Annotated in this window: 19 protein-coding genes; 1 reads left to right on the top strand and 18 read right to left on the bottom strand. The window is 56.3% G+C overall.

The features are described from left to right. Nucleotides 1-61: 61 nt before the first annotated feature. The 13 genes from ACAF76_RS04555 to ACAF76_RS04495 all read right to left on the bottom strand — a co-directional run bounded on the left by ACAF76_RS04555 (nucleotide 62) and on the right by ACAF76_RS04495 (nucleotide 18,435). Nucleotides 62-4,657: an Ig-like domain-containing protein gene (locus ACAF76_RS04555; protein WP_400162719.1), complete on the bottom strand. Its 4,596-nt coding sequence runs from the start codon at nucleotides 4,655-4,657 to the stop codon at nucleotides 62-64. Nucleotides 4,658-4,962: 305 nt separating this feature from the next. Next, nucleotides 4,963-5,985: an Ig-like domain-containing protein gene (locus tag ACAF76_RS04550; RefSeq protein ID WP_400162718.1), complete on the bottom strand. Its 1,023-nt coding sequence runs from the start codon at nucleotides 5,983-5,985 to the stop codon at nucleotides 4,963-4,965. After that, nucleotides 5,982-7,982 carry a cadherin domain-containing protein gene (locus ACAF76_RS04545; protein ID WP_400162717.1) on the bottom strand — a complete coding sequence of 667 codons (2,001 nt, stop codon included), beginning with the start codon at nucleotides 7,980-7,982 and terminating at the stop codon, nucleotides 5,982-5,984. Before ACAF76_RS04545 ends, ACAF76_RS04550 begins: the two co-directional genes overlap by 4 nt. Nucleotides 7,983-8,212: 230 nt before the next feature. Beyond that, nucleotides 8,213-9,160, bottom strand: a complete 948-nt coding sequence (gene rbsB / locus ACAF76_RS04540; RefSeq protein ID WP_400162716.1) for a ribose ABC transporter substrate-binding protein RbsB — start codon at nucleotides 9,158-9,160, stop codon at nucleotides 8,213-8,215. 37 nt (nucleotides 9,161-9,197) lie between these two features. Next, on the bottom strand, nucleotides 9,198-10,124 hold the full coding sequence (locus ACAF76_RS04535; protein ID WP_400162715.1) for an ABC transporter permease subunit: 927 nt from the start codon (nucleotides 10,122-10,124) through the stop codon (nucleotides 9,198-9,200). Next, entirely contained in the window at nucleotides 10,114-11,619 is a 1,506-nt protein-coding gene (locus ACAF76_RS04530) for a sugar ABC transporter ATP-binding protein (protein ID WP_400162714.1), read from the bottom strand. Before ACAF76_RS04530 ends, ACAF76_RS04535 begins: the two co-directional genes overlap by 11 nt. Before the next feature lie 30 nt (nucleotides 11,620-11,649). After that, the gene (rbsD, locus tag ACAF76_RS04525) at nucleotides 11,650-12,045 is read right to left on the bottom strand and encodes a D-ribose pyranase (protein WP_400162713.1); all 396 of its coding nucleotides are present in this window, start codon (nucleotides 12,043-12,045) and stop codon (nucleotides 11,650-11,652) included. A gap of 12 nt (nucleotides 12,046-12,057) precedes the next feature. After that, the gene (gene rbsK / locus ACAF76_RS04520; RefSeq protein ID WP_400162712.1) at nucleotides 12,058-12,975 is read right to left on the bottom strand and encodes a ribokinase; all 918 of its coding nucleotides are present in this window, start codon (nucleotides 12,973-12,975) and stop codon (nucleotides 12,058-12,060) included. A 35-nt stretch (nucleotides 12,976-13,010) separates the two neighbouring features. Next, nucleotides 13,011-14,003 (bottom strand): LacI family DNA-binding transcriptional regulator, encoded by a 993-nt coding sequence (locus tag ACAF76_RS04515; protein WP_400162711.1) that lies wholly within the window; start codon nucleotides 14,001-14,003, stop codon nucleotides 13,011-13,013. A 271-nt stretch (nucleotides 14,004-14,274) separates the two neighbouring features. After that, the gene (gene nagA / locus ACAF76_RS04510) at nucleotides 14,275-15,456 is read right to left on the bottom strand and encodes an N-acetylglucosamine-6-phosphate deacetylase (RefSeq protein WP_400162710.1); all 1,182 of its coding nucleotides are present in this window, start codon (nucleotides 15,454-15,456) and stop codon (nucleotides 14,275-14,277) included. A 34-nt stretch (nucleotides 15,457-15,490) separates the two neighbouring features. Then, nucleotides 15,491-16,561, bottom strand: coding sequence for an NAD(P)H-dependent flavin oxidoreductase (locus ACAF76_RS04505; RefSeq protein ID WP_400162709.1), 1,071 nt, complete (start codon nucleotides 16,559-16,561; stop codon nucleotides 15,491-15,493). 23 nt (nucleotides 16,562-16,584) lie between these two features. After that, the gene (locus ACAF76_RS04500; RefSeq protein ID WP_400162708.1) at nucleotides 16,585-17,262 is read right to left on the bottom strand and encodes an NUDIX hydrolase; all 678 of its coding nucleotides are present in this window, start codon (nucleotides 17,260-17,262) and stop codon (nucleotides 16,585-16,587) included. Nucleotides 17,263-17,391: 129 nt separating this feature from the next. Beyond that, nucleotides 17,392-18,435, bottom strand: coding sequence for a phosphodiester glycosidase family protein (locus tag ACAF76_RS04495; protein WP_400162707.1), 1,044 nt, complete (start codon nucleotides 18,433-18,435; stop codon nucleotides 17,392-17,394). A 77-nt stretch (nucleotides 18,436-18,512) separates the two neighbouring features. Between ACAF76_RS04495 and ACAF76_RS04490 the strand changes: the two genes are divergently transcribed. Next, nucleotides 18,513-18,686: a resistance to Congo red protein gene (locus ACAF76_RS04490; RefSeq protein WP_400162706.1), complete on the top strand. Its 174-nt coding sequence runs from the start codon at nucleotides 18,513-18,515 to the stop codon at nucleotides 18,684-18,686. A gap of 23 nt (nucleotides 18,687-18,709) precedes the next feature. Here ACAF76_RS04490 and ACAF76_RS04485 read toward each other — a convergent pair whose 3' ends face one another. The 5 genes from ACAF76_RS04485 to ACAF76_RS04465 all read right to left on the bottom strand — a co-directional run bounded on the left by ACAF76_RS04485 (nucleotide 18,710) and on the right by ACAF76_RS04465 (nucleotide 26,523). Next, a complete protein-coding gene (locus ACAF76_RS04485; RefSeq protein WP_400162705.1) occupies nucleotides 18,710-19,447 on the bottom strand; it encodes a PIG-L deacetylase family protein in 738 nt (245 codons plus the stop codon). 3 nt (nucleotides 19,448-19,450) lie between these two features. Beyond that, nucleotides 19,451-20,452: an N-acetylglucosamine kinase gene (locus tag ACAF76_RS04480; protein ID WP_400162704.1), complete on the bottom strand. Its 1,002-nt coding sequence runs from the start codon at nucleotides 20,450-20,452 to the stop codon at nucleotides 19,451-19,453. Then, the gene (gene argH, locus ACAF76_RS04475) at nucleotides 20,449-21,960 is read right to left on the bottom strand and encodes an argininosuccinate lyase (RefSeq protein WP_400162703.1); all 1,512 of its coding nucleotides are present in this window, start codon (nucleotides 21,958-21,960) and stop codon (nucleotides 20,449-20,451) included. Before argH ends, ACAF76_RS04480 begins: the two co-directional genes overlap by 4 nt. Nucleotides 21,961-22,132: 172 nt before the next feature. Then, entirely contained in the window at nucleotides 22,133-24,670 is a 2,538-nt protein-coding gene (locus ACAF76_RS04470) for an NEW3 domain-containing protein (RefSeq protein ID WP_400162702.1), read from the bottom strand. 125 nt (nucleotides 24,671-24,795) lie between these two features. Continuing rightward, entirely contained in the window at nucleotides 24,796-26,523 is a 1,728-nt protein-coding gene (locus ACAF76_RS04465; protein WP_400162701.1) for an ABC transporter permease, read from the bottom strand. Between the last annotated feature and the right edge of the window lies 1 nt (nucleotide 26,524).

Here is a 26,524-nt window from a genome sequence, read left to right as displayed (position 1 = left end):
TCAATACCCGTGAAAAAAGTAGAGGGAAAGTGCCAGCGAGATGCTGGCACTTCCTCTGCAATTAGCGGACGGTGACCGGAATCGTGTCTTCTCTGCCCTGATAACGTACAGTGATGACCGTGCGCCCTTTTTGCAGTGCAATTACCTCTCCGTCTTCGACTGTGACGATCTCGGGATGCTGTACGTCCCATTCCACCTCTTCCTCGAGCAAGTCAAGGTAGCGGTTCCCGTAGTCCGCGTACACGACGATTTCTTGTGTATCGCCTACGTCCAGGCGCAGGAACGCCGGAGAAGCGACGATCCTTTGCGGTTTCTTCTCCTCCATGACCCGCACATGCGCGATCACGATCTTGCCGCTGAGCCGGGCGGTGATGACTGCCGTTCCGGGCTCATGGGCAATCAGTCGGCCATCACCGGTCACTTCCACGACGTCCGTATCACTGGAGTCCCAGGTAGCGAGTTCGCTGACGTCCTGCTCTTCGCGGTTGCTAAAGGTGCCCGTCAGTTCCAGCTGGCGCTCTTCCCCTTCCTCCAGCACCGCGTAAGGGTTGGACAGGGTCAGTGTGCGAAGGAGAGAACTTGATACCGTAACCGGAACCCTCAGCTCTTCTCCCTCGTAATGCACGGTAACGATGTCCTCGCCCGGCTCTTTGCCGGCTTCGATCCTTCCCGAACCTACCGTGACCAGATCGTGCTCTGTGCTGTACGTGATCCCTTTGTCTCTGGTAATGTTCGTACGCTCCCTTCCCTCTACCTTGTAAATATAGAGGATCGTGCGCTGTCCTGTTTGCAGCCAGTAGGCAGATTCGGATGCTTCCAGATGGAAGGATGCTTCACGGTCACGGACAGTTACCTCCGCCGAATCCGTTTTCCCGCCGTCACGGGTAGTGACGGTAATCGTCGCGGTTCCTGCTTGTTTCGCTGTCACCTTGCCCGTATCGTCCACCTCGGCCACCCGCGAGTCGCTGCTTTCCCAGGAGACAGTCTTGTCTGTGGCGTCGTGCGGCTGAATCGTAGCTGTCAATTCTCTCGTTTCACCCGTACGCAATGTGAACGTGCGTACGTCCAGTTGGACATCCGTCACCGGAATCTCGGCTGGCGGTTCTGGATTCGGATTTGGATTCGGGTTCGGATTCGGGTTTGGATTCGGAGCTGGCGGCGTTGGCAAAATCAGCTCAATCGTATCCTCCCATGCCGATACATTCCCTGCCTCATCTCTCAGCTCCAGCAGCACTTTTTTCTGACCATTGCCGCTTTCCAATGTCCACGGCAGGCTGTTCGTCCACGGCTGCCAATTGCTCCATGTGCCGTACTCGTTGGAGACACGCATCTCGATGCTGCCGAGATTGTCTGTCGCGTTGATCGTCAGGGTCACATTGCGTGACGTAGCAGTCGCTGCTCCGTTGTTAATCGTTACGCCACCTGTCGGCGCGGTTCGGTCGATAACAAACGGAATCGTGGTGGTATTGCCAACCATGTCCGTGACGATCAATACGTACTGGTCTTCTGCCGATACTGTCGTCCCACTAGTGAATGGTAAACCGTTGAGCGTAGCTGTACCTTCGTTAAAGGAGATAATGACATCTTGATTGTAGAATGAGCCATTCGTCACACCCGACACGACAGGTGGAATCGTATCCAGCGTGATGGAACCCGTAAAGCTCTCTGTATTCCCTGCCTGATCACGCACTTCCATCACTACCGTCTTGGAGCCGTCCGCACCTGCCAGCACCCAGCTCAGCGTGCCGTCCTGGGGCGGGGAAGCCCAAGCTGTCCAGTCCGTACCATCGTTGCTGAAACGAACCTCCACCGGGTTTGCATCAGCAGCCTGTATACCAAGAGTCACCTGGGGCGAGCCGGTGACACTGGCACCGTCATTGATGGTAATGCTTCCGGTAGGTTTGATTGTATCCAGGGTGATCGTGGCGGGCAGGATTCGCTCGTTTCCTGCGCGATCCTTCAGATGCACCTCGACCGTTTTCAGCCCGTCTCCCGCAGAGAGCGTCCACGCTTTGGTCGGGGCATACGCTTCATACGTCGGAGTGCCTCCCGCTTCTGTCACTGCCATTTGCAGTCCGTCCGCAGAGCCGTTTACTGTGATTGCCAGCGTCACATTTCGCGTGTTGGTGTACGCCGCTCCTCCGTTAATCTGCAGCCTGCTTTCTGGCAGTGTTCTCACAATGCTGAAGGACACAGTGGCGGCATTGCCTGCCTCATCGGTGACAATGAGCGTGTATTCGCCCTCCGTCGATACAATCGTCCCACTGGTGAACGGCTCACCGTTCAACGTAGCTGTACCTTCGTTAAAGGTGATAGTGATATCTTGATTGTAGAATGAGCCATTCGTCACACCCGACACGACAGGTGGAATCGTATCCAGCGTGATGGAACCCGTAAAGATCTCTGTATTCCCTGCCTGATCACGCACTTCCATCACTACCGTCTTGGAGCCGTCCGCACCTGTCAGCACCCAGCTCAGCGTGCCGTCCTGGGGCGGGGAAGCCCAAGCTGTCCAGTCCGTACCATCGTTGCTGAAACGAACCTCCACCGGGTTTGCATCAGCAGCCTGTATACCAAGAGTCACCTGGGGCGAGCCGGTGACACTGGCACCGTCATTGATGGTAATGCTTCCGGTAGGTTTGATTGTATCCAGGGTGATCGTGGCGGGCAGGATTCGCTCGTTTCCTGCGCGATCCTTCAGATGCACCTCGACCGTTTTCAGCCCGTCTCCCGCAGAGAGCGTCCATGCTTTGGTCGGGGCATACGCTTCATACGTCGGAGTGCCTCCCGCTTCTGTCACTGCCATTTGCAGTCCGTCCGCAGAGCCGTCTATAGTGATTGCCAGCGTCACATTTCGCGTGTTGGTGTACGCCGCTCCTCCGTTAATCGACACCGACCCGGTCGGGGCGTTTTTCAAGATCGAAAAGGAGATCGTCGTTGTATTGCCCGCGTTGTCTGTTACGACGAGGGTATGATTTCCTTCCGCACTGACAAGGCTGCCATTGGTAAACGGAATTCCGTCCAGCGTAGCCGTTCCTTCATTGAAGGTAATCTCTACATCCGTGTTGTACACTCCGCCATTTACGACACCGCTGACCACAGGTGGAGTCGTATCGAGAGTGATCGTGGCCCGAATCGGATCAGAGATATTTCCTGCCGTATCGCGCAGTTGCATCCACACTTCTTTTTCTCCGTCTCCTGCAGGCACAGTCCATGTGACGCTGTCCGTGGAATAGGGGCGGAACGACTCCCACACATTCCGATCATTGGTGAAGCGCATACCCGAAATCCCGTTTGCATCACTGCCTGTTGCGAGAAGGGAAACCTGTGCAGAACTGGTGTACAAAGCTCCTTGATTGATCGTAAGACTACCTGTCGGCCGGGTCTTGTCGAGCGTAATCGTCAGTTCCGACTCTGCCCGCAGACCGTCGCGATCTTCCGCCAGCACATACACTGTTTTGGAGCCGTCCTGCCCGGGAGCAGAAAGCGTCCAGTTTGCAATGGTCGGAGTAGTCGTGTAGTTCTGCCAGTTGCCGTCCCACGTATCTTTCGTATTGCTGAGCTGGTACCTCAGCGAATCGCCCGCATCAGGATCGGTGATTGAAAGGGAGAGCGACACTTCTTCATCGTTTGTGTATGTGCTCCCGCCAACCAACTCGAAGGATGTGATCTGCGGAGCCTCGTTTACATCGGTGACGGTGATGGTGAACTGTTCCTCCACTATATTGCCTGCCGAATCCGTGACCCGTACCTTGATGGAGTACTCGTTCTTCGTCTCGTAATCAAACACCGCATTGGAGAGCAACTGGTCTCCCTCGATGCGAAATGCAGCCGTATCCCCGTCTGCCAAGCTGTACGTCAACGTATCGCCAACATCCGGATCAGTGGCGGAAAGCGTGCCGATAACCGTTTCAGTCGGACTGTTTTCCGGGATGATATTGCTGGACAATGTCAGATTGGTCGGAGGTTGGTTGGGTACATAGGTTACTTCCAGGTAGGTATTGTAGAGAGGATTATCGATGAAACTATCGGTGATGGTGAACATGCTGTCCAAGTTTGGGTGTCCTTCCAAACGAAAGTTGACCCTTTGATCGCCTGCTGCGATCTTCGTCTTCACAAAATTCGTTACGTCAACACCGATTCTCTCATTCGCACGGATTTGCTGGATGTTATGGGGGATCAACACAGAATTTTGATCAGGCAGTGTGCGGTCGGTCTCAGTCCAAAAGTTCTCGTCGGCTCCATACACGTTGAGAATCGGCTCGGTTCTCGCGCCTTGCCTGCTCCTGACGTACATACTGAGGACAACGGACTGGATCTCTTTGTTTTGATCAATCGCACCCAGCGGAAAACGAAACGCTACTTTCATGGAATTGAAATCAGGAGGTTGAAAACCGATGTACAGCGCATTCTGATTACTTAAATCCGCACCATCGACTTCACCATTTGGATATGCGCCTAGGTCATCCACAAACTTGTCTGCCTCTGGACGAATGGACACATCTCCTTGATACGGTCGCACCTCCTCCGCACGCGCCTCCTGCGGCACACCCACGGACGGTATCAACCCAACCAGCAACAGGACGACCAGCATGCGGGCGATTTTGCTCCTTATCGTACTCCCTCCCTTCATATTGATTTGTTCTGTAGCATGCAATGCACTTCACCCTTTCTTGATAAACAAAATTCGAACAAGCAGGCCTATCCGAACAGCCATATTTGGTCTTTTGCCCTAGATGATCCTTGTCGTTACTGATGTTGTGATTATTAGGAAAAATACAATTAAGAAGACAGACCTGCATATATTTTACAACTATTCTCATGCTTGCGTAAAACAAAAAATACGAAATAAGCCTCCTGACGTATAAAAACAGCCAATCCTGGTAGTTATTTCTTCCCGTACCATTGGGAATTTGCGGAGATGAAAAAAGTGCCAGCGAGATGCTGGCACTTCCTCTGCAATTAGCGAACAGTGACCGGAATCGTGTCTTCTCTGCCCTGATAACGTACAGTGATGACCGTGCGCCCTTTTTGCAGTGCAATTACCTCTCCGTCTTCGACTGTGACGATCTCGGGATGCTGTACGTCCCATTCCACCTTTTCCTCGAGCAAGTCAAGGTAGCGGTTCCCATAGTCCGCGTACAGGACGATTTCTTGTGTATCGCCTACGTCCAGGCGCAGGAACGCCGGAGAAGCGACGATCCTTTGCGGTTTCTTCTCCTCCATGACCCGTACATGCGCGATCACGATCTTGCCGCTGAGCCGGGCGGTGATGACTGCCGTTCCGGGCTCATGGGCAATCAGTCGGCCATCACCGGTCACTTCCACGACGTCCGTATCACTGGAGTCCCAGGTAGCGAGTTCGCTGACGTCCTGCTCTTCGCGGTTGCTAAAGGTGCCCGTCAGTTCCAGTTGGCGCTCTTCCCCTTCCTCCAACACCGCGTAAGGGTTGGACAGGGTCAGTGTGCGAAGGAGAGAACTTGATACCGTAACCGGAACCCTCAGCTCTTCTCCCTCGTAATGCACGGTAACGATGTCCTCGCCCGGCTCTTTGCCGGCTTCGATCCTTCCCGAACCTACCGTGACCAGATCGTGTTCTGTGCTGTACGTGATCCCTTTGTCTTTGGTAATGTTCGTACGCTCTCCTCCCTCTACCTTGTAAATATAGAGGATCGTGCGCTGTCCTGTTTGCAGCCAGTAGGCAGATTCAGATGCCTCCAGATGGAAGGATGCTTCACGGTCACGGACAGTTACCTCCGCCGAATCCGTTTTTCCGCCATCACGGGTAGTGACGGTAATCGTCGCGGTTCCTGCTTGTTTCGCCGTCACCTTGCCCGTATCGTCCACTTCGGCCACCCGCGAGTCGCTGCTTTCCCAGGAGACGGTCTTGTCTGTGGCGTCGTACGGCTGAATCGTAGCTGTCAATCCTCTCGTTTCACCCGTACGCAATGTGAACGTGCGTACGTCCAGTTGGACATCCGTCACCGAAATCTCGGCTGGCAGTTCGGGTTTGGATTTGGATTTGGATTTGGATTCGGGTTCGGAGCTGGCGGCGTTGGCAATATCAGCTCAATCGTATCCTCCCATGCCGATACATTCCCTGCCTCATCTCTCAGCTCCAGCAGCACTTTTTTCTGACCATTGCCGCTTTCCAATGTCCACGGCAGGCTGTTCGTCCACGGCTGCCGATTGCTCCATGTGCCGTACTCGTTGGAGACGCGCATCTCGATGCTGCCGAGATTGTCTGTCGCGGTGATCGTCAGGGTCACATTGCGTGACGTAGCAGTCGCTGCTCCGTCGTTAATCGTTATGTCACCTGTCGGCGCGGTTCGGTCGATAACAAACGGAATCGTGGTGGTATTGCCAACCATGTCTGTGACGATCAGCACGTATCTGCCTTCTGCAGAGACATTTGTAGTATTTCGAATCGACATCCCATTGAGTACAGCAGTGCCCTCGTTGAACTCAATGACGACATCCGTGTTGTACACTCCGCCATTTGCGACACCGCTGACCACAGGAGGAGTCGTATCGAGAGTGATCGTGGCCCGAATCGGATCGGAAATGTTTCCTGCTGTGTCGCGCAGTTGCATCCACACTTCTTTTACTCCGTCTCCTGCAGGCACAGTCCATGTGACGCTGTCCGCGGAATAGGGGCGGAACGACTCCCACTCAATCGCGTCATTGGAGAAGCGCATACTTGAGATTCCGTTTGCATCACTGCCTGTCGGGAAAAGAGAAACTTGCGCAGAACTGGTGTACAAAGCCCCTTGGTTGATCGTGAGGGAGCCTGTCGGCCGGGTCTTGTCGAGCGTAATCGTCAGTTCCGACTCTGCCCGCAGACCGTCGCGATCTTCCGCCAGCACATACACCGTTTTGGAGCCGTCCTGCCCGGGAGCAGAAAACGTCCAGTTTGCAATGCTCGGAGTAGTCGTGTAGTTCTGCCAGTTGCCGTCCCACGTATCTTTCGTATTGCTGAGCTGGTACCTCAGCGAATCGCCTGCATCAGGATCGGTGATCGAAAGGGAGAGCGACACTTCTTCATCGTTTGTGTATGTGCTCCCGCCAACCAACTCGAAGGATGTGATCTGCGGAGCCTCGTTTACATCGGTGACGGTGATGGTGAACTGTTCCTCCACTATATTGCCTGCCGAATCCGTGACCCGTACCTTGATGGAGTACTCGTTCTTCGTCTCGTAATCAAACAGCGCATTGGAGAGCAACTGGTCTCCCTCGATGCGAAATGCAGCCGTATCCCCGTCTGCCAAGCTGTACGTCAACGTATCGCCAACATCCGGATCAGTGGCGGAAAGCGTGCCGATAACCGTTTCAGTCGGACTGTTTTCCGGGATGGTGTTGCTGGACAATGTCAGATTGGTTGGAGGATGGTTTACATAGGTGACTTCCAGATGAGGAAGTTTAGTGCCATAGTACACGCTACCTATGAACTCAACAAAGTTGCCTGGTGTGTTTCCTTCCAAACGAAAGTTGACCCCTTGATCGCCTGCTGCGATCTTCGTCTTCACAAAATTCGTTACGTCAACAACAATTTTCTCATTTGCACGGATTTGCTGGATGTTATGGGGGATCAACACACAATTTTGATCAGGCAGTGTAAGGTCTTTCTCAGTCCAAAAGTTCTCGTCGGCTCCATATACACTTAAGCTCGGCGATTCGCTAAACGTCGAAACGTACAAACTGAGGACGACAGACTCGATCTCTTTGTCTCGATCAGTGGCGTTCAGTTGAAAACGGATGGCTCCTTTGGCATTGAAGATATCGCTGGATATTTGATCCCCCACGATTATGCTGCCTCCGCCGATCACATCTCCATACACAAACTTGATATTAGACGCAGCGATTGCCACATCCACCCTATTCGGACGCATCTCCTGCGCGTAGACTTCTTGCGACACCCCCAGGGAAGGAACCACCCCGACCAGCAACAGGATCACCAGTATGCGGGCGATGATACTCCTCATCCGGCGCCCTCCTTTCGTATTCATTTTCTCCACACCATACACCGCGCTCATCCTTTCTTTACGCCCTCTGGTTTCACATAGTCGTATTAGTTGCGATTATTAAGAAAAATAGGAACAATAAGGGCAGACATGCCCTATCTTGCCACTATTTTCCCATCAGAAAAAACAAAAAATGAGAAAAAAGCCCCCTGATTCCCTCAGGAGGCTCTTTCTTCTCAATTATTACTGTCCTATTGCTTGGTCACCAGTTCCAGCTCGACCGGAATGTTGGCTTCCACTTGTTCGCCATTGGCTACCTTTACAGCGGTTTGCAGCGCGGTTTCCCCGATCAGGTCAGGCTTTTGCGCTACCGTCGCCGCCATCTTGCCGTCGTTTACCGCTTTCACAGCATCGTCTGTGGCATCGAAGCCGACTACGAGGATGTCTTTTCCTTGTGCTTCGATCGCTTGCAAAGCACCGAGCGCCATTTCGTCGTTGTGGGCAAACACAGCTTGCACGTCAGGAGTCGATTGCAGGATGTTTTCCATGACGTTCATTCCTTTGGCACGGTCGAAGTCAGCAGGCTGGGAGGCGACTACAGCAACGCCGTCCTTGTTGTCTACTGCCTCGTGGAAGCCTTGGCCGCGATCGCGGGCCGCAGACGTTCCGGCGATGCCTTGCAGCTCTACGATGTTGCCGGCTCCGCCCAGTTTCTCGAGGATGAACTCGCCGGCCATTTTGCCGCCTGCGATATTGTCGGAAGCGATATGGGATACGACTTGTCCTCCTTCGGAAGCGCGGTCAACGGTAATGACCGGGATATTGGCCTGGTTGGCCGCTTCTACCGCAGTCACAATCGCCGCACTGTCTGTCGGGTTGATCAGCAGCACGTCTACTTTTTTCTGAATCAGGTCTTCTACGCCGCTGATCTGCTTCGCGGTATCATCCTGCGCATCGACGACGAGCAGTTCCACGCCAGCTTCGTCTGCCGCTTTTTGGGCACCGTCTCGCAATGTAACGAAGAACGGGTTGTTCAGGGTCGAGACAGCCAGACCAATCGTCAGCTTGCCGTCGCCCTCACCTGCGTTGCCTGTCGATTGTTCCGGCGTGTTGTTTTCCAGGTTGGACGATGTGGAGCAGCCCGCCAGCATCGCGAGCACCAAAGATGAAGTCAACGCCATTTTCAAAACCTTTTTCATGAAAACCATCCTCCTTAATAGCATGCATCTTTTTTCTTTATTTTTTTGCTTTAGATCGGTCAATCAATACTGCCAGCAAAATGACTGCCCCTTTTACCACTGCCTGGTAGAAAGAAGAGACATTGAGCAGATTGAGACCGTTATCTAACACACCGATGATCATCGCCCCGATCAGGGTACCGACGATCCATCCATTGCCACCTGACAGGCTGGTCCCGCCGAGTACGACGGCGGCAATGGCATCCAGTTCATACGAGGTTCCCGCAGTAGGCTGCGCGGAATTGAGACGGGAAGTCAGGATGATCCCGCTCAGTGCGGCAAACAGGCCGCTGATCGAGTAGACCATGACTTTAACCCTGCTGGTGCTGATCCCGGACAGTCTCGTCGCTTCCTCATTGCTGCCAAGCGCGTAGACGTGCCGGCCAAACGTAGTATGGCGAAGAATGAAGTACAGGATGGCAAAGGAAATCAGCATCCAGATGACCGGCATCGGAATCTCCAGGAAGAAGCCTTTTCCGAGCATGCCGAAGTCTTCGTTCAGTCCGGTGATTGGCTTTCCTTCCGTATACACGAGCGTCAGCCCGCGGAAGATCGTCATCGTCGCCAGGGTGGCGATAAACGGAGCCACTTTTCCTTTGGCTACGATGACACCGTTGATCGCCCCCATGACAGCACCGGCGAGCAACCCGACCAAGACAGCGAGGCTCGTATCCATCCCACCGGTCATCAACCCAGCGGTAACCGCGCTGGAGAGTGCGAGGATCGAGCCTACAGAAAGGTCAATCCCGCCCGTCAGGATGACAAAGGTCATCCCGAAGGCAATCAGCGCGTTGATCGAAATTTGCCTGAGTACGTTAAAGATGTTGCTTACAGTAAGAAAGTTCTCCGTCGTCACCGACAGGACGATGACGATCAACGCCAGCCCAAGCAGCGGGCCCATTCTTTTCAAAACATTAAACTGCATGGCTCTTCCCTCCTGTCGCAGCATGCATGATCGATTCCTGTGTCGCCTCTTCGCGGGTAAACTCGCCGGTAATGCGCCCTTCGTGCATGACCAGCACCCGGTCGCTCATTCCCAGTACCTCCGGAAGTTCGGAGGAGATCATCAGGATGGCTACCCCTGACTGAGCCAACTGGTTCATAATGTCGTAAATCTCTTTTTTGGCTCCGATGTCGACGCCGCGGGTCGGCTCATCGAGAATCAGAATCTTCGGCTTGGTGGCGAGCCATTTGCCGATAACCACCTTTTGCTGGTTGCCGCCGGACAGGGAGCCGACGATCTGCTCTCCACCCGCCGTTTTGATCAGCAGGCGGCGGATGGTTTCGTCGCTTAGCTCCTGCTCGGCTTTCGGCTTCAAGACGCCTACGGACGAGACGTTTGCGAGATTGGGCAGGGAAATGTTTTCCCGGACGGGCAGCGACAGCACCAGCCCTTCTTCTTTTCTGTCCTCCGTGACGAGTGCGATGCCCGCGCGGATGGCGTCAATCGGGCGATTGATCCGCACATGCTGCCCATCGACGTAGATGTCTCCCTGCTGTATATCCTCCAAGCCAAAAATCGCTTTGGCCATCTCCGTGCGTCCCGCTCCCATCAAACCGGCGACACCGACGATTTCTCCGCCTTTTACAGAAAAACTGATGCCGCTCAGTTTCCCTTTGACGCTCAGGTTCTCGACACGAAGCCGCTCCGCCCCCTGCTCGATTTCCACTTTGGGGAAACGGTCGGTAATTTCCCGTCCTACCATCATCTTGACCAGTTCATCCATGGTCGTCTCGGCGGTTCTCACGGTCCCGACGTACTGACCGTCGCGCAATACGGTAATGCGATCGCTCACCTGAAAAATCTCTTCCATCCGGTGCGAAATGTAGATCATCCCGACCCCTTTTTCCTTGAGCGAGGCGATTACCTGGAACAAGGCTTCAATCTCCCTGTTCGTCAGCGCCGCTGTCGGCTCATCAAGAACGAGGATGTCTGCCTGCATGGAAAGCGCCTTGGCGATCTCGATCATTTGCTGCTGACCGACGGACAGATCGCCGACCAGCACGTCCGGGTCCATCTCGATGCCCAATTGTTCCAGCCAGTATTTTGTCTCATGCCGCATCTTGCGCCAGTTGACAAATCCTGACTTGCCATAGGTAAACTCGCGCCCGAGGAAAATGTTTTCCATCACGGACAGGTGGGGAATCAGGTTCAACTCCTGGTGGATAATCGCGATCCCCAGCTTGCTGGCCAGATCAGGCGTCATGTTTTCCTGGACGGCTCCCTTGACCACGATCGTCCCGGAATCCCGCTCATAAATGCCGCCGAGAATCTTCATCAAGGTAGATTTGCCCGCACCGTTTTCCCCCATCAGTGCCAGCAGTTCGCCGCCGGACAAGGATAACTGGACGTTGTTCAGCACTTTGACACCGGGAAACGACTTGCTGATTTCCTTCATTTCCAACAATGAATCCGACATGCTCTCTCCCTCCCTTGCTCGTTCAGCCGTCTAAAAGGTTACACCGGATTGCAAAATGATATTGGCATACGGAGAACACTCTCCGGTACGAATGATGGCAACTGCATCTTTGGTCAGCAGCTTGAATTGTTCGTGGCTGACAGCCTCCTGCCGGGTGTCGGCAAAGGTCGACTGGATGTGCGCAAACAACTGCGGCTGTGCCTGCTTCAATTCCTCCGCGTAGATCACGCGCTCTACCTGCATCTCCAGAAGCACTGCTTCCAGAATGTCGGCAAACGAAGGCAGGCCCGGAACGACAGCGAGGTCAATCCGCTTGACCCCGGCGGGAATCGGCAAGCCCGCATCGCAAATCACAATGTGCTGGGTATGTCCAAGCTGACTGATCACTGTGGAAATGTCACTGTTTAAAAGGCCTATTTTTTTCACCAGGTCCACCTCTTATGCATGGATGAATTGATTGACTTCTGCGAGGGTCGGCATTCCTGCCTGGGCACCCAGTTTGGTTACAGCAAGCGCTGCTACTGCCGTCGCAAAGGCTGCTGCCTCTGCCACGCTGCTGCCGCTGGCCAAGGCGTAGGAAAAGCCTGCGTTGAACGAGTCGCCTGCGCCAGTAGTATCGACGACATCGACTTTGTGGCTGGATACGAAGCCGAGTGGCTCTTTGTCCGTCAGGTAAGCCGCTCCTTTTGCCCCCAGGGTGGTCACGACTGTGCGCACCCCTTTTTGCAATAACGAGCGCATCGCTGCCTCCAGCTCTTGACCTGCTGCGCTGTCTGCCAACAGGTACAATTCTGATTCGTTGGGAATCAGGACGTCTACGTGCTGCAGCAGTTCATCCGGCAATTCCCGTGCAGGTGCCGGGTTGAGTACGACCGTTTTGCCCAGTCGCTTCGCCATTTTGGCCGCAAACAGGACGGTCGGAAGCGGTATCTCCAGCTGCAAGAGGACTACATCTGCCTCGGCAATCTGCCTCTCGCAATCCGACAGATCGGCAGGCAGGCAGTGATCATTGGCACCGGGAACGACGATAATCTGGTTGTCTCCTTGGGACAGGACAATAGAGGCAATACCGGTATGGGTTCCTTCCACTACTTTGACGGTATCGGCGTCGATGCCCTCCTGCCGCAGCGCCGCAAGCAGCGACTGCCCGAATGCGTCAGTGCCGACCGCGCCAACCATTCGCGTATTGGCCCCCAGGCGTGCAGCAGCAACGGCCTGGTTGGCTCCTTTTCCGCCGGGAATAAAATGGACCTGCTTCCCTGCGACGGTTTCGCCGAGCGCCGGAGGTCTGTCCGCCTCCACGACGACATCCATATTTAAACTGCCGATGACGACAATACGAGGAATTTGCTTCATTCATCTCGCTCCCATCTGTTTCAAGTATCGCTTGCCTAGCGCTTGCTCGATTCGCGCTCAATCAAGGTTACATCCAGTTCATACAGCTTCGGCTGCAGTTCCCCGGATGTGATCGCGGCAATCAATACCTGGGCTGCCAGCGTGCCCATATCGTAAATCGGCTGCGCTATGGTAGACAGCTCCGGCTGTGTAATCTGCGTCAGGCTGATTCCGTCAAAGCCGATCAAGGCTACCTCGTCGGGAACGCGAATCCCCAGTTGATGCAAGCCTTTGAGCGCACCGATGGCCATCAGGTCGTTGCCGCAAAAAATGCCATCGACATCGCGGTGCCTGCTCAACAGCTCCTTGACCGCTGCGATGCCGCCTTCCACGCTGAAATACCCGGGAACCATCAGGCTGGGCGAATACCAGGGAAAGTGCATGACCGACTCTTCAAAGCCAAGCATCCGCTCTTTGGCGGTAATCATCTCCTGCGGTCCGTACAGATGGGCGATCTTTCGGCAACCGATTTGCAGCAAATGCTCAACTGCCAGCTTCGCTCCTTCGTAGTTGCGGGAGCGGATCACGCTGCATGACCCGCTGGCCAGGGCGCGGTCGAGGACAACGAGCGGAATTTTGTTCGCTTGCATCTGCTGCACGTCTTCTTCGCGGAGCGTGTTCGATGCAAAGATGATCCCGTCGATATACTTTTTCCGCAGCATCTCGATGTAGGTCTGTTCTTTCTGCCCCTGATCGTCGGAATTGCACAGGATGACCGTATAGCCTTGTTTTTGGGCGACATCCTCTACCGCCCGGGCGATCTCCGGAAAAAACGGGTTGGAGATATCGGGGAGAATCAGCGCGATAGTCCCCGTCTGTTTCCCCGCCAATCCTCGCGCTACCGAATTTGGCATGTACTGAAGCTGTTCGATCGCTTTGCGTACCTTTTGTTCCGTATCTTTATTGACGTATCCGTTTTGATTGATAACGCGTGACACAGTGGCGACAGATACTCCTGCCAGCCTGGCCACATCTCGAATCGTGGGCATGCGCACTTCTCCGTCTCATCGATTTCCATGAAAATGTGTAACCGGTTACACACAGGTGAAAAAAATAAGGCACAAAGACATGCCATTTTCTTACCTGTAACCGGTTTCATATCCTGAACACACTATAACTCCGATTTTCGTCTCATGTCAATACTTTTTCGAAAAGCGAAGCGGTGACGAAGATGCTGTGCCATCTCCCTCACCGCTGTGGTTTTCGTATGGATTGCCAGTTGGTCAAGCTGTTTTTGCCACTAAGTTGCACGACTGCCCATCATTTGGAGGACAATTGCGCAGCCCGGTACACTTCCCTTCCCCCGACGACCGTCAGGCTGACCTCAAACTGCGGGTCGAGGACGACCAGATCAGCGTCCCAACCTGCCGCCAGACGCCCTTTTTTCTGACCCAGCCCGAGGATGTCCGCCGGCGTTTGCGATGCCATGCGTACCGCATCGGCCATCGGTACGCCGCTCAGGCGCACCATGTTGCCGACAGCCCGGTTCAAGGTTAGCACACTGCCTGCCAACGTCCCGTCTGCCAGCTTGGCTTCCCCGTTTTGGACATGTACCTCCTGGCCGCCCAGATCGTAGCTGCCTTCGCCCATCCCGGCAGCCCGCATCGAATCGCTGATCAGCGCCAGCCTTTCTGCCGTTTTGACCCGATACAGGATACGCATCACTGCCGGATGGACGTGGATGCCGTCGGCGATCAGCTCCGTGCTCAACTGTTCGTGGTACATGGCTGCACCGACGACGCCCGGTTCGCGGTGATGCAGGCCCGTCATTGCGTTAAAGCAGTGGGTAAAGTGGCGAATGCCCGCATCGACCGCCTGCTCCGCCTGCGCGAAGCTGGCACCCGTGTGCCCGCAGGAGACGATTACGCCCTTCTCCCGAAGCCAGGCGATCGCCTCCAGCGCTCCCGGCTGCTCCGGCGCGATCGTCACCACCTTGAGCAGCCCCCCGGCAAGCTCGTACAGGCGACGTACATCCTGCAAATACGGCTTGGCGATATGCTCTTCCTTCTGCGCTCCCTTGTAGCGCGGATTGATCCACGGCCCCTCGAGGTGGATGCCTGCCGCCTGCGCACCAGGAAGTCTGTTTTTGCTCTCTTCAACGATCGTTTGCAATGCCCGTTCGATCTGGTCGTAGGCTGCAGTCATCGTCGTCGCCAAAAATGACGTGACACCGTAGCGAGCGAGCGCTGCAGAGATCGCCTTGAGCGACTCCGGCGTGGCGTCCATCGTGTCGTAGCCGTCAATGCCATGCATGTGAATGTCCACAAAGCCGGGACAAATCCACCCCTGCTCCACTGTCATCACCTGCTGTGGCAGCATGCCGCCGTACCGTCCGGCAGCTCCCGCGTAGTGAATCGTCTCGCCGGAAACGACGACCAGACCATCGTCAATTTCTTCTCCATTGGCGATCATTTTCCCCCGAAGGGCCCATTCTTCTGCCATCCTCGTTTCCCCCCGTGTTGCTCTCTGCTTGTCGTTACAGCAATCTGCGGCAAACCTGCTCTGTTTCCTGGACGAGCTGCTGAAGCAATTCCTCCGCTGTCGTCTCCCTGCCAAGCGATGCGGCCTGACCCGCCCACATGGACAAATACTCGCTGCGCTGCTGCTTGGCCGCCGCCGCGCGAATGTCCCGCGTCAACGCATTGAGGATCGGGTAGGGCGGCAATTCCTGTTCATAAGGCGCAAGCAGGTTCATAAACCGGTTCTCAACTCCCCGCGCAGCCTTTCCCGAAAACGCACGCGTGATCACCGCCGTCTCGTCGCTCGCCTCGCGAACCGCCTGCTTGTGCAGCGGATGCGCTCCGCTTTCGACGCAGGGCAAAAAGGCAGTACCCAACTGGGCCGCCTGCGCTCCCAGGGCAAACGCCGCTGCAATGCCCCGTCCATCCATGATGCCCCCGGCGGCGATCACCGGTATGCTGACCGCATCTGCGACCTGTGGAACGAGCGCCATCGTGCCGATCAGATTGCTCGGAGCGTCCTGCAAAAACGCCCCGCGATGTCCGCCCGCCTCGCTTCCTTGTGCGGTCACCATATCCACGCCGCTTTCTTCCTGTGCCTGCGCCTCGCGCACTGTGGTGGCGGTCCCGATCACGACAATACCCCGCTCTTTCAGCTCCGCCATCCACGATTGCTCCAGCAAGCCAAACGTAAAGCTGAAGACAGGCACCCGCTCCTCCAGCACGACTTCCATCTGCGCGGCGAACGACTCGACGATCTTCGTCATCGGCGGATCGGCCGGGATGCCGAGCTCCTGGCGCACTTCGTTCAATACCGCCGCTACAGAAGCAGAGACGAAAAAGTTCGCATCAAAGGCTTCCGGGACAAACAGATTGACAGCAAACGGCTTGTCTGTACGCTGACGAATCTCCCGGATCGCTGCGCACATCTGATCCGGACTCATGTAGGCTGCACCAAGCGTGCCCAGGCCGCCCGCCTGCGAAACCGCTGCGACCAGTTCCGGCGTCGTCGAGCCCCCCGCCATGCCTGCCTGAATGATCGGCCATTCGATTTGCAGCCGTGCCGTTACTTCGTTTTTCCCCCACATGTTGCCTCTCCTCCCGTTCCTCACTATCGTGCATCCAGACCGTACTCGTCGAGCAGTTCGAGAAAATGCTGGAGAACCCTGGCTGTCATCCCCCAGATCACCCGCCCTTCGATCACGTAAAACAAATGCTCCATCTGTCCGGTGCGCCAAGGAGAACGCCTGCCGCCAGGAATCAGATGGAAGGGAAAACTCTCTTCTGCTTCCATATAGATGTTGACCCGATGGCGGGAAGGCTGCGTGGCGCGCAAAGTGTCCAAAGGAATGACAAACACTTCTTCTACCTCGTGCGGGTTGGGCTGCAAGTCGTGGATTTTTTCCAGGTACCCGATAAACGGATAGACACAGGCAGCTCCCGGACCCAGCAGAATGTCCAGCGGCCCGACGTAGGTAATGTGCTCCAGCGCAATGCCCAGCTCTTCGCTTGTCTCACGGCGGGCAGTATCCCAGAAGGACTGGTCCTCCTCTTCCTTGCGCCCGCCCGGAAAACAGACTTCTCCTGCCTGACGGCGCATCGTGCTGGCCCGCTTTTCAAACAAAACCCCCAGGCGGCCGTCTCCCATCGTAACCAGCGGAAGCAGCACGCTGAAAAATCCCAGCCGCTGATGCCCCATGATCCCTTGCTGCCTCTCTTTGAACAGGCTTACGATTTCACTCGCTTGCGGATGTACCTGACTCTGTGGCTGGTCTTTTTTCTCGTTCATGTTCCATCATCCCTCGTTTTTCATACGCTGCTTTCATTATAGCAGAACGCAAACGGGAAAATCGCCTGCCGCTGTCTCATCTCTCCCGCAAGCGAAACACAGTACAGGGGCTAACCCGCCATCTGGCGATTACTCCTGTTCGAGCTTCCTATCAACAATCGTGGCAATCCGGGCAGCGGCGTCCCATTCCACCCGCATGCCCAGCGACTCTGCGACAGCCCGCAATGGAACCATCGGCGTGTCGGCAATGATGCGCGTAAAATACTGCGGCTTGCCAGCAGGCTGGACCCCCAGCTTCTCCACGATTTCCTCGGCCGGTACGTACAGGCTGCCCTGAATCAGCAGCGGCCCCTTCGAAAAGACGAGCTGCTGTCCGCCCTGCACCACCTGAACCGGAGCTGACTTGCGCGTCGTCACGACCAGTGCATTGCTCAGTTCCCTGCCCGGACGCGTCAGCAGCTTTCCGTGCGCATAGAGCCCGGAGGAAGCGCCGCCGTCCAGATTCATCGCTGCCGTCAGGCCCATGCTTTGGCAAATTTGGGCCAACTGCGGCAGCGTGACATTGGAGACAGTTCCGAATACGAGATAGTTGTCGGCCGTGTAGCCGATAAACGAACGCTGCCCGCCGAGCGTAGTCAGCTTCGGATCGTTCATTCCTTCCGCTTGCGGGTTCAGTACGATCTGGCCATTTTGCAATAGTGTCGGTCCGGCGCTCGTGATATGCTCATAGTGATCCGCTCTGATCAGACTCGTTGTGGATATGACCGGAAGACTGTTTTGGTTAAAGCCGATGGAGGCCCCGCTTGTCCCATCGTGTTTTTTCTGGTAATCGATGACGATCAGTCCCCAGGGCGGCTTATGCTCCCCTTCGTTGTAGGCCATGAAAAAGCTGCCGTTGATCGCGGCCAATGCTCCGTGCTGACTGGCCATCCCCTCGAGACTTTGCGTCTTCCCGATCTCGCCATGCGCCAGTACGGGGCGCACTTCCAGCCGGGTGTCATTGAGGTTTACCTTGACGTACTGAACCGTCCGTTTCCCGCCTGCGACACTAACGACCTGGCTGCCCGCCACGACGCTTTTGCTCACATCCTGCTCTGCCCCGTACACTCCGATGGCGGGCAGCAGCAAAAAAGCGAGCACTATGCAAATAAATCCTTGGACTCTCCGTTTCATGTCCAACCCCCGTCTTTTTTATGAATCATCACTCTATTATCTCACAAGAAAGAAATTGATGAAAAGGAGGAATCTGGATGCAACTATGGCTGTTTCTCGTCATCGTGATCGGCGGATTGCTGTTGTTTGGCGTCTGCTGCGAAGTCATTTCCAGGAGAAGAACAAAAAAGCGGCAAAAGCCGCCGGGAACATACGATCAGGTATATATGGAACAAGTCTTGCAAAATACACGCGATCAGATCAACCAGTAAAAAGGATGCCCCCCTCCTGCCGGCTACAACTCAATCAGCGGAATACCGTCCACTCCTGCGATTGGCTCGACCGGCTTGCCTTTGGAGCGCACCAGCGTGTAGTACTCGTAGCTGCCGATCACCCCAAAGTCGCCTTCGATAACACCGGGAAACGCCCGGTTTAGCGAGTACACCTGGCTTTGGTGCGCGCGCAGCGCCTCTCCTTTTCGCTGCCGGTACTGCGTGATGTCTACCTTGCCCGTAATCGGCACGGCAGGCTGCGGCCCCTGGTCCTGGCAATGGTCGTAATAGTTTGGAATCGAGACGTAGTACAGGTCGGGGTACTCCTCCTGGGCGAGCTGCTCTTCTGCCCACATCACGGCCTGCGTCGTCGCGTGACAGGTGACGATATGATCGCGGTGGCCCGTCACTCCGTCCGGCGGAAACGTAATCACCACAGTCGGCTTCCAGTCGACGATTGTATCCCTGATGCGCCGCGCAAGCTCGTCCTGCTCCTGGGCAGCGAGCGAACCGTCGGGATAGCGGAACAGTTCGAGCCGGCTGATGCCCAGCACTTCCGCCGCCCTGGCAAGCTCCCGTTCACGATGGCGAGCCAGCTCCGCCCGGCCCGGAAATGAAAATGCACCCGATTTGCCGCCGCATCCCGAGGTGAGGCAGAGCAGGCAGGTCGGCACCCCCTGCTCGTGGAAACGGGCAAGCGTCCCCCCGCACGCAAATGACTCGTCATCCGGATGGGGAAACACCGCCATGATTTTTTTCATCGCTCAAACACCTCCAGCACTGTCATCGGCTTGATCCAGATACGCCCAGCCTTTGGCGATGACACCGTAGATCGGATCGTGATGGGCGGACTCGTGGATGACGCCAGGAGCGTATTCGCTGATTTGCTGCATGACCATCTTGCGGACACGGCTGTTGTTTTGCAGTACGCCCCCCTGCAATATCATCTGAAATGGCTGATTTCTCATCGCCAACTGGTCAATGACAGCTCGGGCAGCATGATACAGCTCTTCGCCTGCCTGCCGGAGAATGGCAATCGCCACCTCATCGCCTGCCTCCGCCGCCACTCCGACCAGCTGCGACAGCTCCCCGACCTTTTCAATCGCATACTGGCGTCCGTACGTCCAGTTGATCAGTTCATCCGCCTGCTGCAAGCCGAGGTAGGGCAGGATCAAGTCTGCAAGCTGTGTCTTCTCTCCCCTGCCGTCCGCTGCCTTGACCACTGCGATCAAGGCTTGCTTGCCGATCCAGTATCCGCTCCCCTCGTCACCGATGCGATGACCCCAGCCGCCGGCACGCGCCGTCTGCTGATCCTGATTGAGCCCAAAGGCGATCGAACCCGTCCCCGCGATCACCAAAATGCCGGGCTTGCCGCCAGTCGCACCGAGCAGTGCGGCGAAACCGTCGTTTTCCACAATCAAATGGCGGACGCGCAGATGCAGTCCGGCGAGTACACGCTCGACCATCCGGGTAATGATACGGCGGTCGTGCTCCGTATCCAGCCCGGCGATGCCGAACACCCCGCACTCCACCTCCCAGGGCTGTGTTTGGGGGTCCGGCAGATCAGCACGATTGCGATACTCTTCGATCGCCCCGCGAATCGCCGCTGTCAACTCGCGGGCAGCTGCTTGGGTCCCGATTCCCTGGTAGTTGCACGAGCCGGAACGCCCCGACCCTACCACCTGTCTGCTCTGGTCCAGCAAAACGGCCAGGCATTTGGTCCCGCCCCCGTCTACGGCGAGCAGCGGAATCCGCACCGCCTTCATGGCGCCACACTCCATTCGGCTGTGATCTGATCCAGCCTGTCCATGGCTGCCTGGGATGTCTGCTTCTCTTGTTCGAGCCACGCGCGCTCCGTCTCCAAAGTTTCCCTGCGCCGTTCGATCGCCCGCTTGATCTCGGACGGGGCTGGTCCTCCAATCAAGGTGCGTATCTGGACAAAGTGGACCGGATCGAGCGCGAGGCGAAGCTGCTCTGCGGTTATGCCAAGCTCTCTTCCAATGATCGACCGTGCCGCTTCATTGACCAGCTCCAGGCTGATTTGATCGGCCCTAAGACCAGACTGCGTCGCGTGTTGGACGACGCGGCTGACGATGTGATGAGCGCTGCGAAACGAAAGCCGATCCGTGCGCACCAGCGTATCCGCCAGCTCGGTTACAGTGGCGAAACTTTCCCTGGCCCGCTGCAGCAAGCCTTCCCTGTTGACCTCCATCGTCCCGACGACGCAGGCCATCAGCCGGTACATCTGCTCCAGCACGCTCAAGCCGCGCCAGGCGTACGGCTGCATGTCGTCCTCTGTATCGACGATATCGCCAAACGGCGTGTTGTGCATCATCTGCAACACTGTCGCAGCATTGCCTGCGCTGCTGGACAAAAGCGAGCGCATATGTTCAAAAGAGACCGGATTGCGCTTCTGCGGCATGATCGAGCTGATCTGCACATAGGGGCTGGCTACTTTCAGCACACCAAACTCCTGTGTGCACCACTGCAGCATGTCCTGTACGCTGCGCCCGAGATTGAGCGCAGCAAGCTGGGTAGCCGTCGCCACCTCGCCCAGATAATCGGCTCCGCAGACCGCGTCGTAGGAATTTTCCACCAGCTCGGCAAAGCCAAGCAGCTCTCGCATGCGCTCGCGGCTGATAGCAAAGCCGGAAGTGGTCAAGGCTGCCGCTCCCATCGGACTGCGATTGCACGTCTGGTAGGCACTGACTAGCCGTTTGACATCCCGGCCGAGCACGTCGGCCATGGCGATGATGTAGTGCGCCAGCGTGGTAGGCTGGGCCTGTTGGGTATGCGTGTAGCCGATCATCACGGTATCGATGTGTTCTTCGGCAACATGCAGCAGATGTTCTTTCAGTGAGAGGGCCGAAGCCAGGGTAATGAGCAGCTTCTCCCGCAGCACCATGCGGTATATCGCAATCCCCATGTCGTTGCGGCTGCGCGCCAGGTGCAGGTTGCCCGCGACCTCGGGAGCCAATTCCAGAAGGCGGCTCTCTACCTGAAAGAACAAATCTTCAAATTGCCCGCTATACGTGCCGCTGCGCAATTTTTCCAGCTCGATTTCGGACAGCGCACGCGCGATCGCCTTGGCTTCGCTGTCTGTGATCAGCTCCTGTTCGCGCAGCATGATCAGATGGGCTTTGTGAATCGCCATCATCGGCTGCAGCAAATGCTGCTTCGCCTCGTTGTACGCAGGCTCCAGTACGGCCTCCACGTACGTTTTGCCGGGGAAGCTCGCCCCTTCCTGCTGAAAAATTTTTTCTCTCAAATCCATGTCATGTGCCTCTCCTCTCCTGCTCGTAGCCGACTGATGCGGTGAATGTTCCTGAAAAAAGCGGGCTGAGGGAGGGGCATCCACGCAATGTAAAACGCCCGTCCCCGCTCTCCCGAAACAGTTGTTGCGCACGTACAAAATACCTTTCGCTTATACTGCTTGCACGTCTGTGCTACTGGTTCAGGCTGACCATGTTGACAAACATCCGGATCGCTCCCGGCACCAGCTCAGGAATTTCGCGATACCAGACGAGCGAGCTGTAGGTGTAGGTGCCCTTCCCGTAGGTAGCTGTCAAGTACGTCCCGGTAAATTCCTCCTCGCCAGGATCGCCGTTGGAAATCAGCTCGGTGTACTGTTCTCCCCACTCTGACGGATTGTAGGCGGAGCGGTCCTGAACCCAGTGCTCCCAGTCTTCGGCGGTAATCTTGTTGGGGGTGTTGAACAGCGGATGATCAGGAGCGAGCATTGTCACGGGCGAGTTTTCATCCGTGACCCGCCACTGGATCAGCGGTGTCCCGATCTTGATCGGATAAGGCGCCAGCTCCGGCTTCCAGTTGTCCTCCGGTTTGTGGTACTGTACGACGAGGTTGCCGCCGTTTTCCACGTATCGCAGCAGACGGTCGTTGCTCGCCGTCAATTCGGGACGGAAGCCGTATGCGCGAATTCCCAGCACGATCGTGTCATAGGCGTCCAGATCGCCCGATTCGATGTCCTTGGCCGTCAACAGCGTCACATCGATGCCGAGCTGCTGCAAATACTTGTCGATATCGTCGAAGCCGCTAGAGACGTATCCTACCTTCAATCCTTCCGGCACCTGCAAGTCAAATGCCTGGATGGTCAAGGTGGCCGGCTTGACAAAGTAAGTGGTTCCGATATGCGGATAGCTGATGACTTGCGCTCCGTGGTTGCTCACTTTGCCGCCGCCGGATGCGACTGCGGTAATCCCGTAAATGCCGGAGCGAACACCAGAGGAAGCGGTGACCGTAAAGGCTGCGGACAGCGTCTGCCCTTTGGCGGAAAAGGCGAGTGGGGTCGTCTGCGGCTCCACCTTCCAGCCGTCTGGCACTTGCAGGGAGATGTTTGTCTGAACAGAGCCGGGCGTGTAATTTCGCACGGTCACTTTGACCGGAATCGGATCTGTTGGTTTCAGCGTATTCAGAACGGCTGCTTCGGGGCTCAGCTCCATGGCAAACGCGGGCAAAACGGCGACGGGATTGTCGGAGCTGAACGTCGTTTTCGAGGCGGTGCCGGCAAAATGGTACGCGACATCTGCCGTCACTTCCGGTGCGGCGTACGGTTGGAACAGGGCAGCGTTGGCTGGTACTGTCACCTCATACTCCGCCTTCACCGTCTGGTTGTAGCCGAGACTGGAAAAGCTCGTTGCGCCCAGCGCTTTTGCCTGCCAGCCGCGTGGCAGGTTCAGGTTCAGTTGCACCTGCTCGACAGACGCGCTTCCGCCGTTGTACGCCGTAACGCTGATTTTTGTCGTTTGACCGGCCACCAGCTCATGCGTATCCGGCCGCAGCTTGACGACCAGAGAGAGCGCCTCGAGACTGGCCTTGTTCAACTGCTTTTCCTTGATCGCCAAACGGTGCAGCAAGTCTTGCTTGACGCTGTCCTCCAGCGCTGATGCCTGCACTTTGGCCGCTGTGCTTTGAACCGTAGCCAGCATCTTGTGCACCTGCTCCGCTACGTCAGGGAAGCTCGGGAAGGCAGCAATGACCGCATCTGCTTGCCGCTGCAGCTGGCGCAGGTCGGAGACGATCGGCCCCGCTCCCGGCTGCAAGGTCACTTCGCGGGCCAGGTCGTCGAAGGTAAACGCGATGCCGTCAAAGAAATCGCTCTCCTGTTCGTTTACGAGCGATGCCGCCGTTGATTGCTCCAGCTTGTAGTAGCTGTAGCGCGGCCCTTCGTCGTAATGGCGTCCCATCCCCTGGCTCTTGTGCATAAACCGCGATTCCTCGCCAAGCTGCGTGTAGGAAGCGCCGTATACGACGTCGTAGTCACCGACGGGAACGCGTACCGAATACGAGTTTTCGCTGGCCGGCACATACAGTTTTTTCGGCTGCCACGGGGCGAGACCCTCCCTCAGATGGGCGGGAAAGACAGTGGGATCTGCGGCGTCCGCAAACGCCCGGACCGTCATAATATTGATCGCGCGATGGTGGCCGTGGGTCGATGGTTCATTTAGAAAGGAAGGAATCAGCACATCAGGCCGCAGCGTGCGAATGGTGCGAATCAGCCTCTCATACGCCACCTGCTCTCCCCATTTTTCAAGCGTTTCGTCGGGACTTTTGGAGAAGCCAAAATCGTAAATCGGATCATCAATCTGCTGGCTCAAAAGCTCCAGATGCACATTCGTCACCTTGGAGGCTTCCTGCAGCTCGCGGGTGCGGATAATGCCCAGCGCATTCCCCAGCTCGCTGCCGATCTCGTTTTGACCGCCCTCGCCGCGATTGGCGATGACGCTGCTCGTCTCCACGCCTTTGCCCAAAGACAAATACGCCAGTGTAGCGCTGTGCTCGTCGTCAGGATGCGCCCCGGTATTCATCGCGGTGGCGATCGTAGTCAGCGGTTTTATCGCCTTCCACAGATCGACGACTCCCCTGTCGGCATAGGCTGGCTGCGGGCTGACTGGCAGCAGGATGCTGCTCGCCAGCGCCACGGTAGCGGCAAGCGTGGACAGCTTGACACGTTTCCCATTCCTCATGTGCAATCCTCCGTTCCCTTTTCAGATTGGTATTTATCTCAATCACGGCATCTGTTGCAGCAGAAGCCGTGGATTGAACGAAAAAGGAAGGCCACAAAACGGCGAACACCCGACGGCGGGCGTCCTCAGACGGCTGTTCCTGCCTTGTCGCCAGCAAGTTTTCGCGACAGGAACAAGACGATGATAATGACCAAAATCTGCAAGACCCCATACGCGCAGGCGGTGCCGAACTCAAAGCTGTACATGCGCTGGAAAATCGCCACAGAGAGCGGTATCGTCCGCGTGGTAAAAATCAGGATCGAGGCGACAAACTCCCCGATACATTGCACGAATGCCAGCAGTGTGCCCGCCAGGATGCCGCCCCACGCCATCGGAAAGACGACGCGGCGAAAGCTGTACCACCACGACGCCCCCAGATTGCGCGCCGCTTCCTCCACAGACGGGTCCATCTGCATCAGCGTCGCCTGCGTCGAGCGGAAGACGAGCGGCAGATGGCGGACAAAGTAGGCGAGCGGAATGATCCAGAACGAGCCGATCAGCACCTGGTTGAAGCTGAAGACGTTGGGCGTGCTGAAAGCTGCGATCAGGTTGACTGCGACGACGGTTCCCGGCAATGCCCAGGGCAGCATGATCAGGGTGTCCATCAGTGCCTTTCCGCGGAAGTTGAGGCGAACCATCGCATATGCGGCGGCGACCCCGAACAAGACGATGCCGACGGAGGCGACGGCAGAAAGCTGCAGACTGTTGGCGATCGGCCGCCATGTCTTGCTGTCGGTAAACAGGTCGACGTAATGCTGGAAGGTGTACTCCGGCGGCAGCACCTGGACCGTCCACGTCCCGTCGACGGAGAAGGAAATCAGCACGATGACGAGGATCGGCAGCATCAGAACAAGCGTCCCGACAAACGACAGGACAATCGTCGCGTAGCGGCCGACTTTGCTGCGGATTTCCGTGCGATGGACGCTCACGCCTTTGCTCATGTTCTGGTAGTTGCGTCTGCCCTGATACCAGCGCATCACAAGCAGGAAGGCGACAGAGACGATGGACAGGATCGTCGACTGGGTGGCTGCCATGTCCAGGGCTCCGTTGGTGCGGGACAGGTAGATCTGCATCGTCATCGTCCGGTCAATGCCAAAAATAAGCGGAGCGGTATACGATGCCATCGAGACCATGAATACGAGCAGCGCGGAAGCCACCATCGCCGGTGTCAGCATCGGCAGGATGACGCGGCGCCAGACCGTAAAGCGATTGGCCCCGAGGCTTGCCGCAGCCTCTTCCAGTGAGGGATCAAGCCCTTTGATCGCCGCGCTCGCCGTCATAAAGAAATAGGGGTACATGGTAAAAGTATGAACGACGACTACGCCCCAAAAACCTTTGAGCGAGAACGGAACCTGAGACAGTCCAAACAACTCCTTGATCGCTCGCGGGAAAATGCCGCTCTCCCCGTACAGGAACGTAAACGACAAAACGCCGATCAGCGGCGGCAGCGCCATCGGGACCAAGGCGAGGACAGAGAGAATTTTGCGTCCCGGAAACTCGTAGCGCTCCAGCAAAAACGCCATGCTCACCCCGACAATGCCGCAGGTGATGACGCTGAGTACGGATATGTACACACTTGTCCACAGCGCCTCGAGATTGGCGGTATGCTCCAGGCTGAAAAAGCGCGCGTAGTTTTTCCACGTGAATTCCTCATTTACATTGACGCTGGATAGAAACGTCTCATACAACGGATAGATGACATACGCCAGCAAAATGATGTAGAGCGGCGACACCAGGACGTAGACAAAGGCAGGGGAAGCGGTGATCGATTTTCGCCTGGTCGGTGCCGAAACGGGTTGCAGTTCGGTATTCATC

This window comes from Brevibacillus sp. TJ4 (assembly GCF_044627595.2).
Taxonomy (GTDB): Bacteria; Bacillota; Bacilli; order Brevibacillales; family Brevibacillaceae; genus Brevibacillus.
This window is presented reverse-complemented; position numbering and strand designations above follow the sequence as displayed.

Coding starts and splice junctions, on each gene's coding strand:
- ACAF76_RS04545 (WP_400162717.1), bottom strand. CDS start 7,982: ATGAGGAGTATCATCGCCCGCATACTGGTGATCCTGTTGCTGGTCGGG.
- rbsB (WP_400162716.1), bottom strand. CDS start 9,160: ATGAAAAAGGTTTTGAAAATGGCGTTGACTTCATCTTTGGTGCTCGCG.
- ACAF76_RS04535 (WP_400162715.1), bottom strand. CDS start 10,124: ATGCAGTTTAATGTTTTGAAAAGAATGGGCCCGCTGCTTGGGCTGGCG.
- ACAF76_RS04530 (WP_400162714.1), bottom strand. CDS start 11,619: ATGTCGGATTCATTGTTGGAAATGAAGGAAATCAGCAAGTCGTTTCCC.
- rbsK (WP_400162712.1), bottom strand. CDS start 12,975: ATGAAGCAAATTCCTCGTATTGTCGTCATCGGCAGTTTAAATATGGAT.
- ACAF76_RS04515 (WP_400162711.1), bottom strand. CDS start 14,003: ATGCCCACGATTCGAGATGTGGCCAGGCTGGCAGGAGTATCTGTCGCC.
- nagA (WP_400162710.1), bottom strand. CDS start 15,456: ATGGCAGAAGAATGGGCCCTTCGGGGGAAAATGATCGCCAATGGAGAA.
- ACAF76_RS04505 (WP_400162709.1), bottom strand. CDS start 16,561: ATGTGGGGGAAAAACGAAGTAACGGCACGGCTGCAAATCGAATGGCCG.
- ACAF76_RS04500 (WP_400162708.1), bottom strand. CDS start 17,262: ATGAACGAGAAAAAAGACCAGCCACAGAGTCAGGTACATCCGCAAGCG.
- ACAF76_RS04495 (WP_400162707.1), bottom strand. CDS start 18,435: ATGAAACGGAGAGTCCAAGGATTTATTTGCATAGTGCTCGCTTTTTTG.
- ACAF76_RS04490 (WP_400162706.1), top strand. CDS start 18,513: ATGCAACTATGGCTGTTTCTCGTCATCGTGATCGGCGGATTGCTGTTG.
- ACAF76_RS04485 (WP_400162705.1), bottom strand. CDS start 19,447: ATGAAAAAAATCATGGCGGTGTTTCCCCATCCGGATGACGAGTCATTT.
- ACAF76_RS04480 (WP_400162704.1), bottom strand. CDS start 20,452: ATGAAGGCGGTGCGGATTCCGCTGCTCGCCGTAGACGGGGGCGGGACC.
- argH (WP_400162703.1), bottom strand. CDS start 21,960: ATGGATTTGAGAGAAAAAATTTTTCAGCAGGAAGGGGCGAGCTTCCCC.
- ACAF76_RS04470 (WP_400162702.1), bottom strand. CDS start 24,670: ATGAGGAATGGGAAACGTGTCAAGCTGTCCACGCTTGCCGCTACCGTG.
- ACAF76_RS04465 (WP_400162701.1), bottom strand. CDS start 26,523: ATGAATACCGAACTGCAACCCGTTTCGGCACCGACCAGGCGAAAATCG.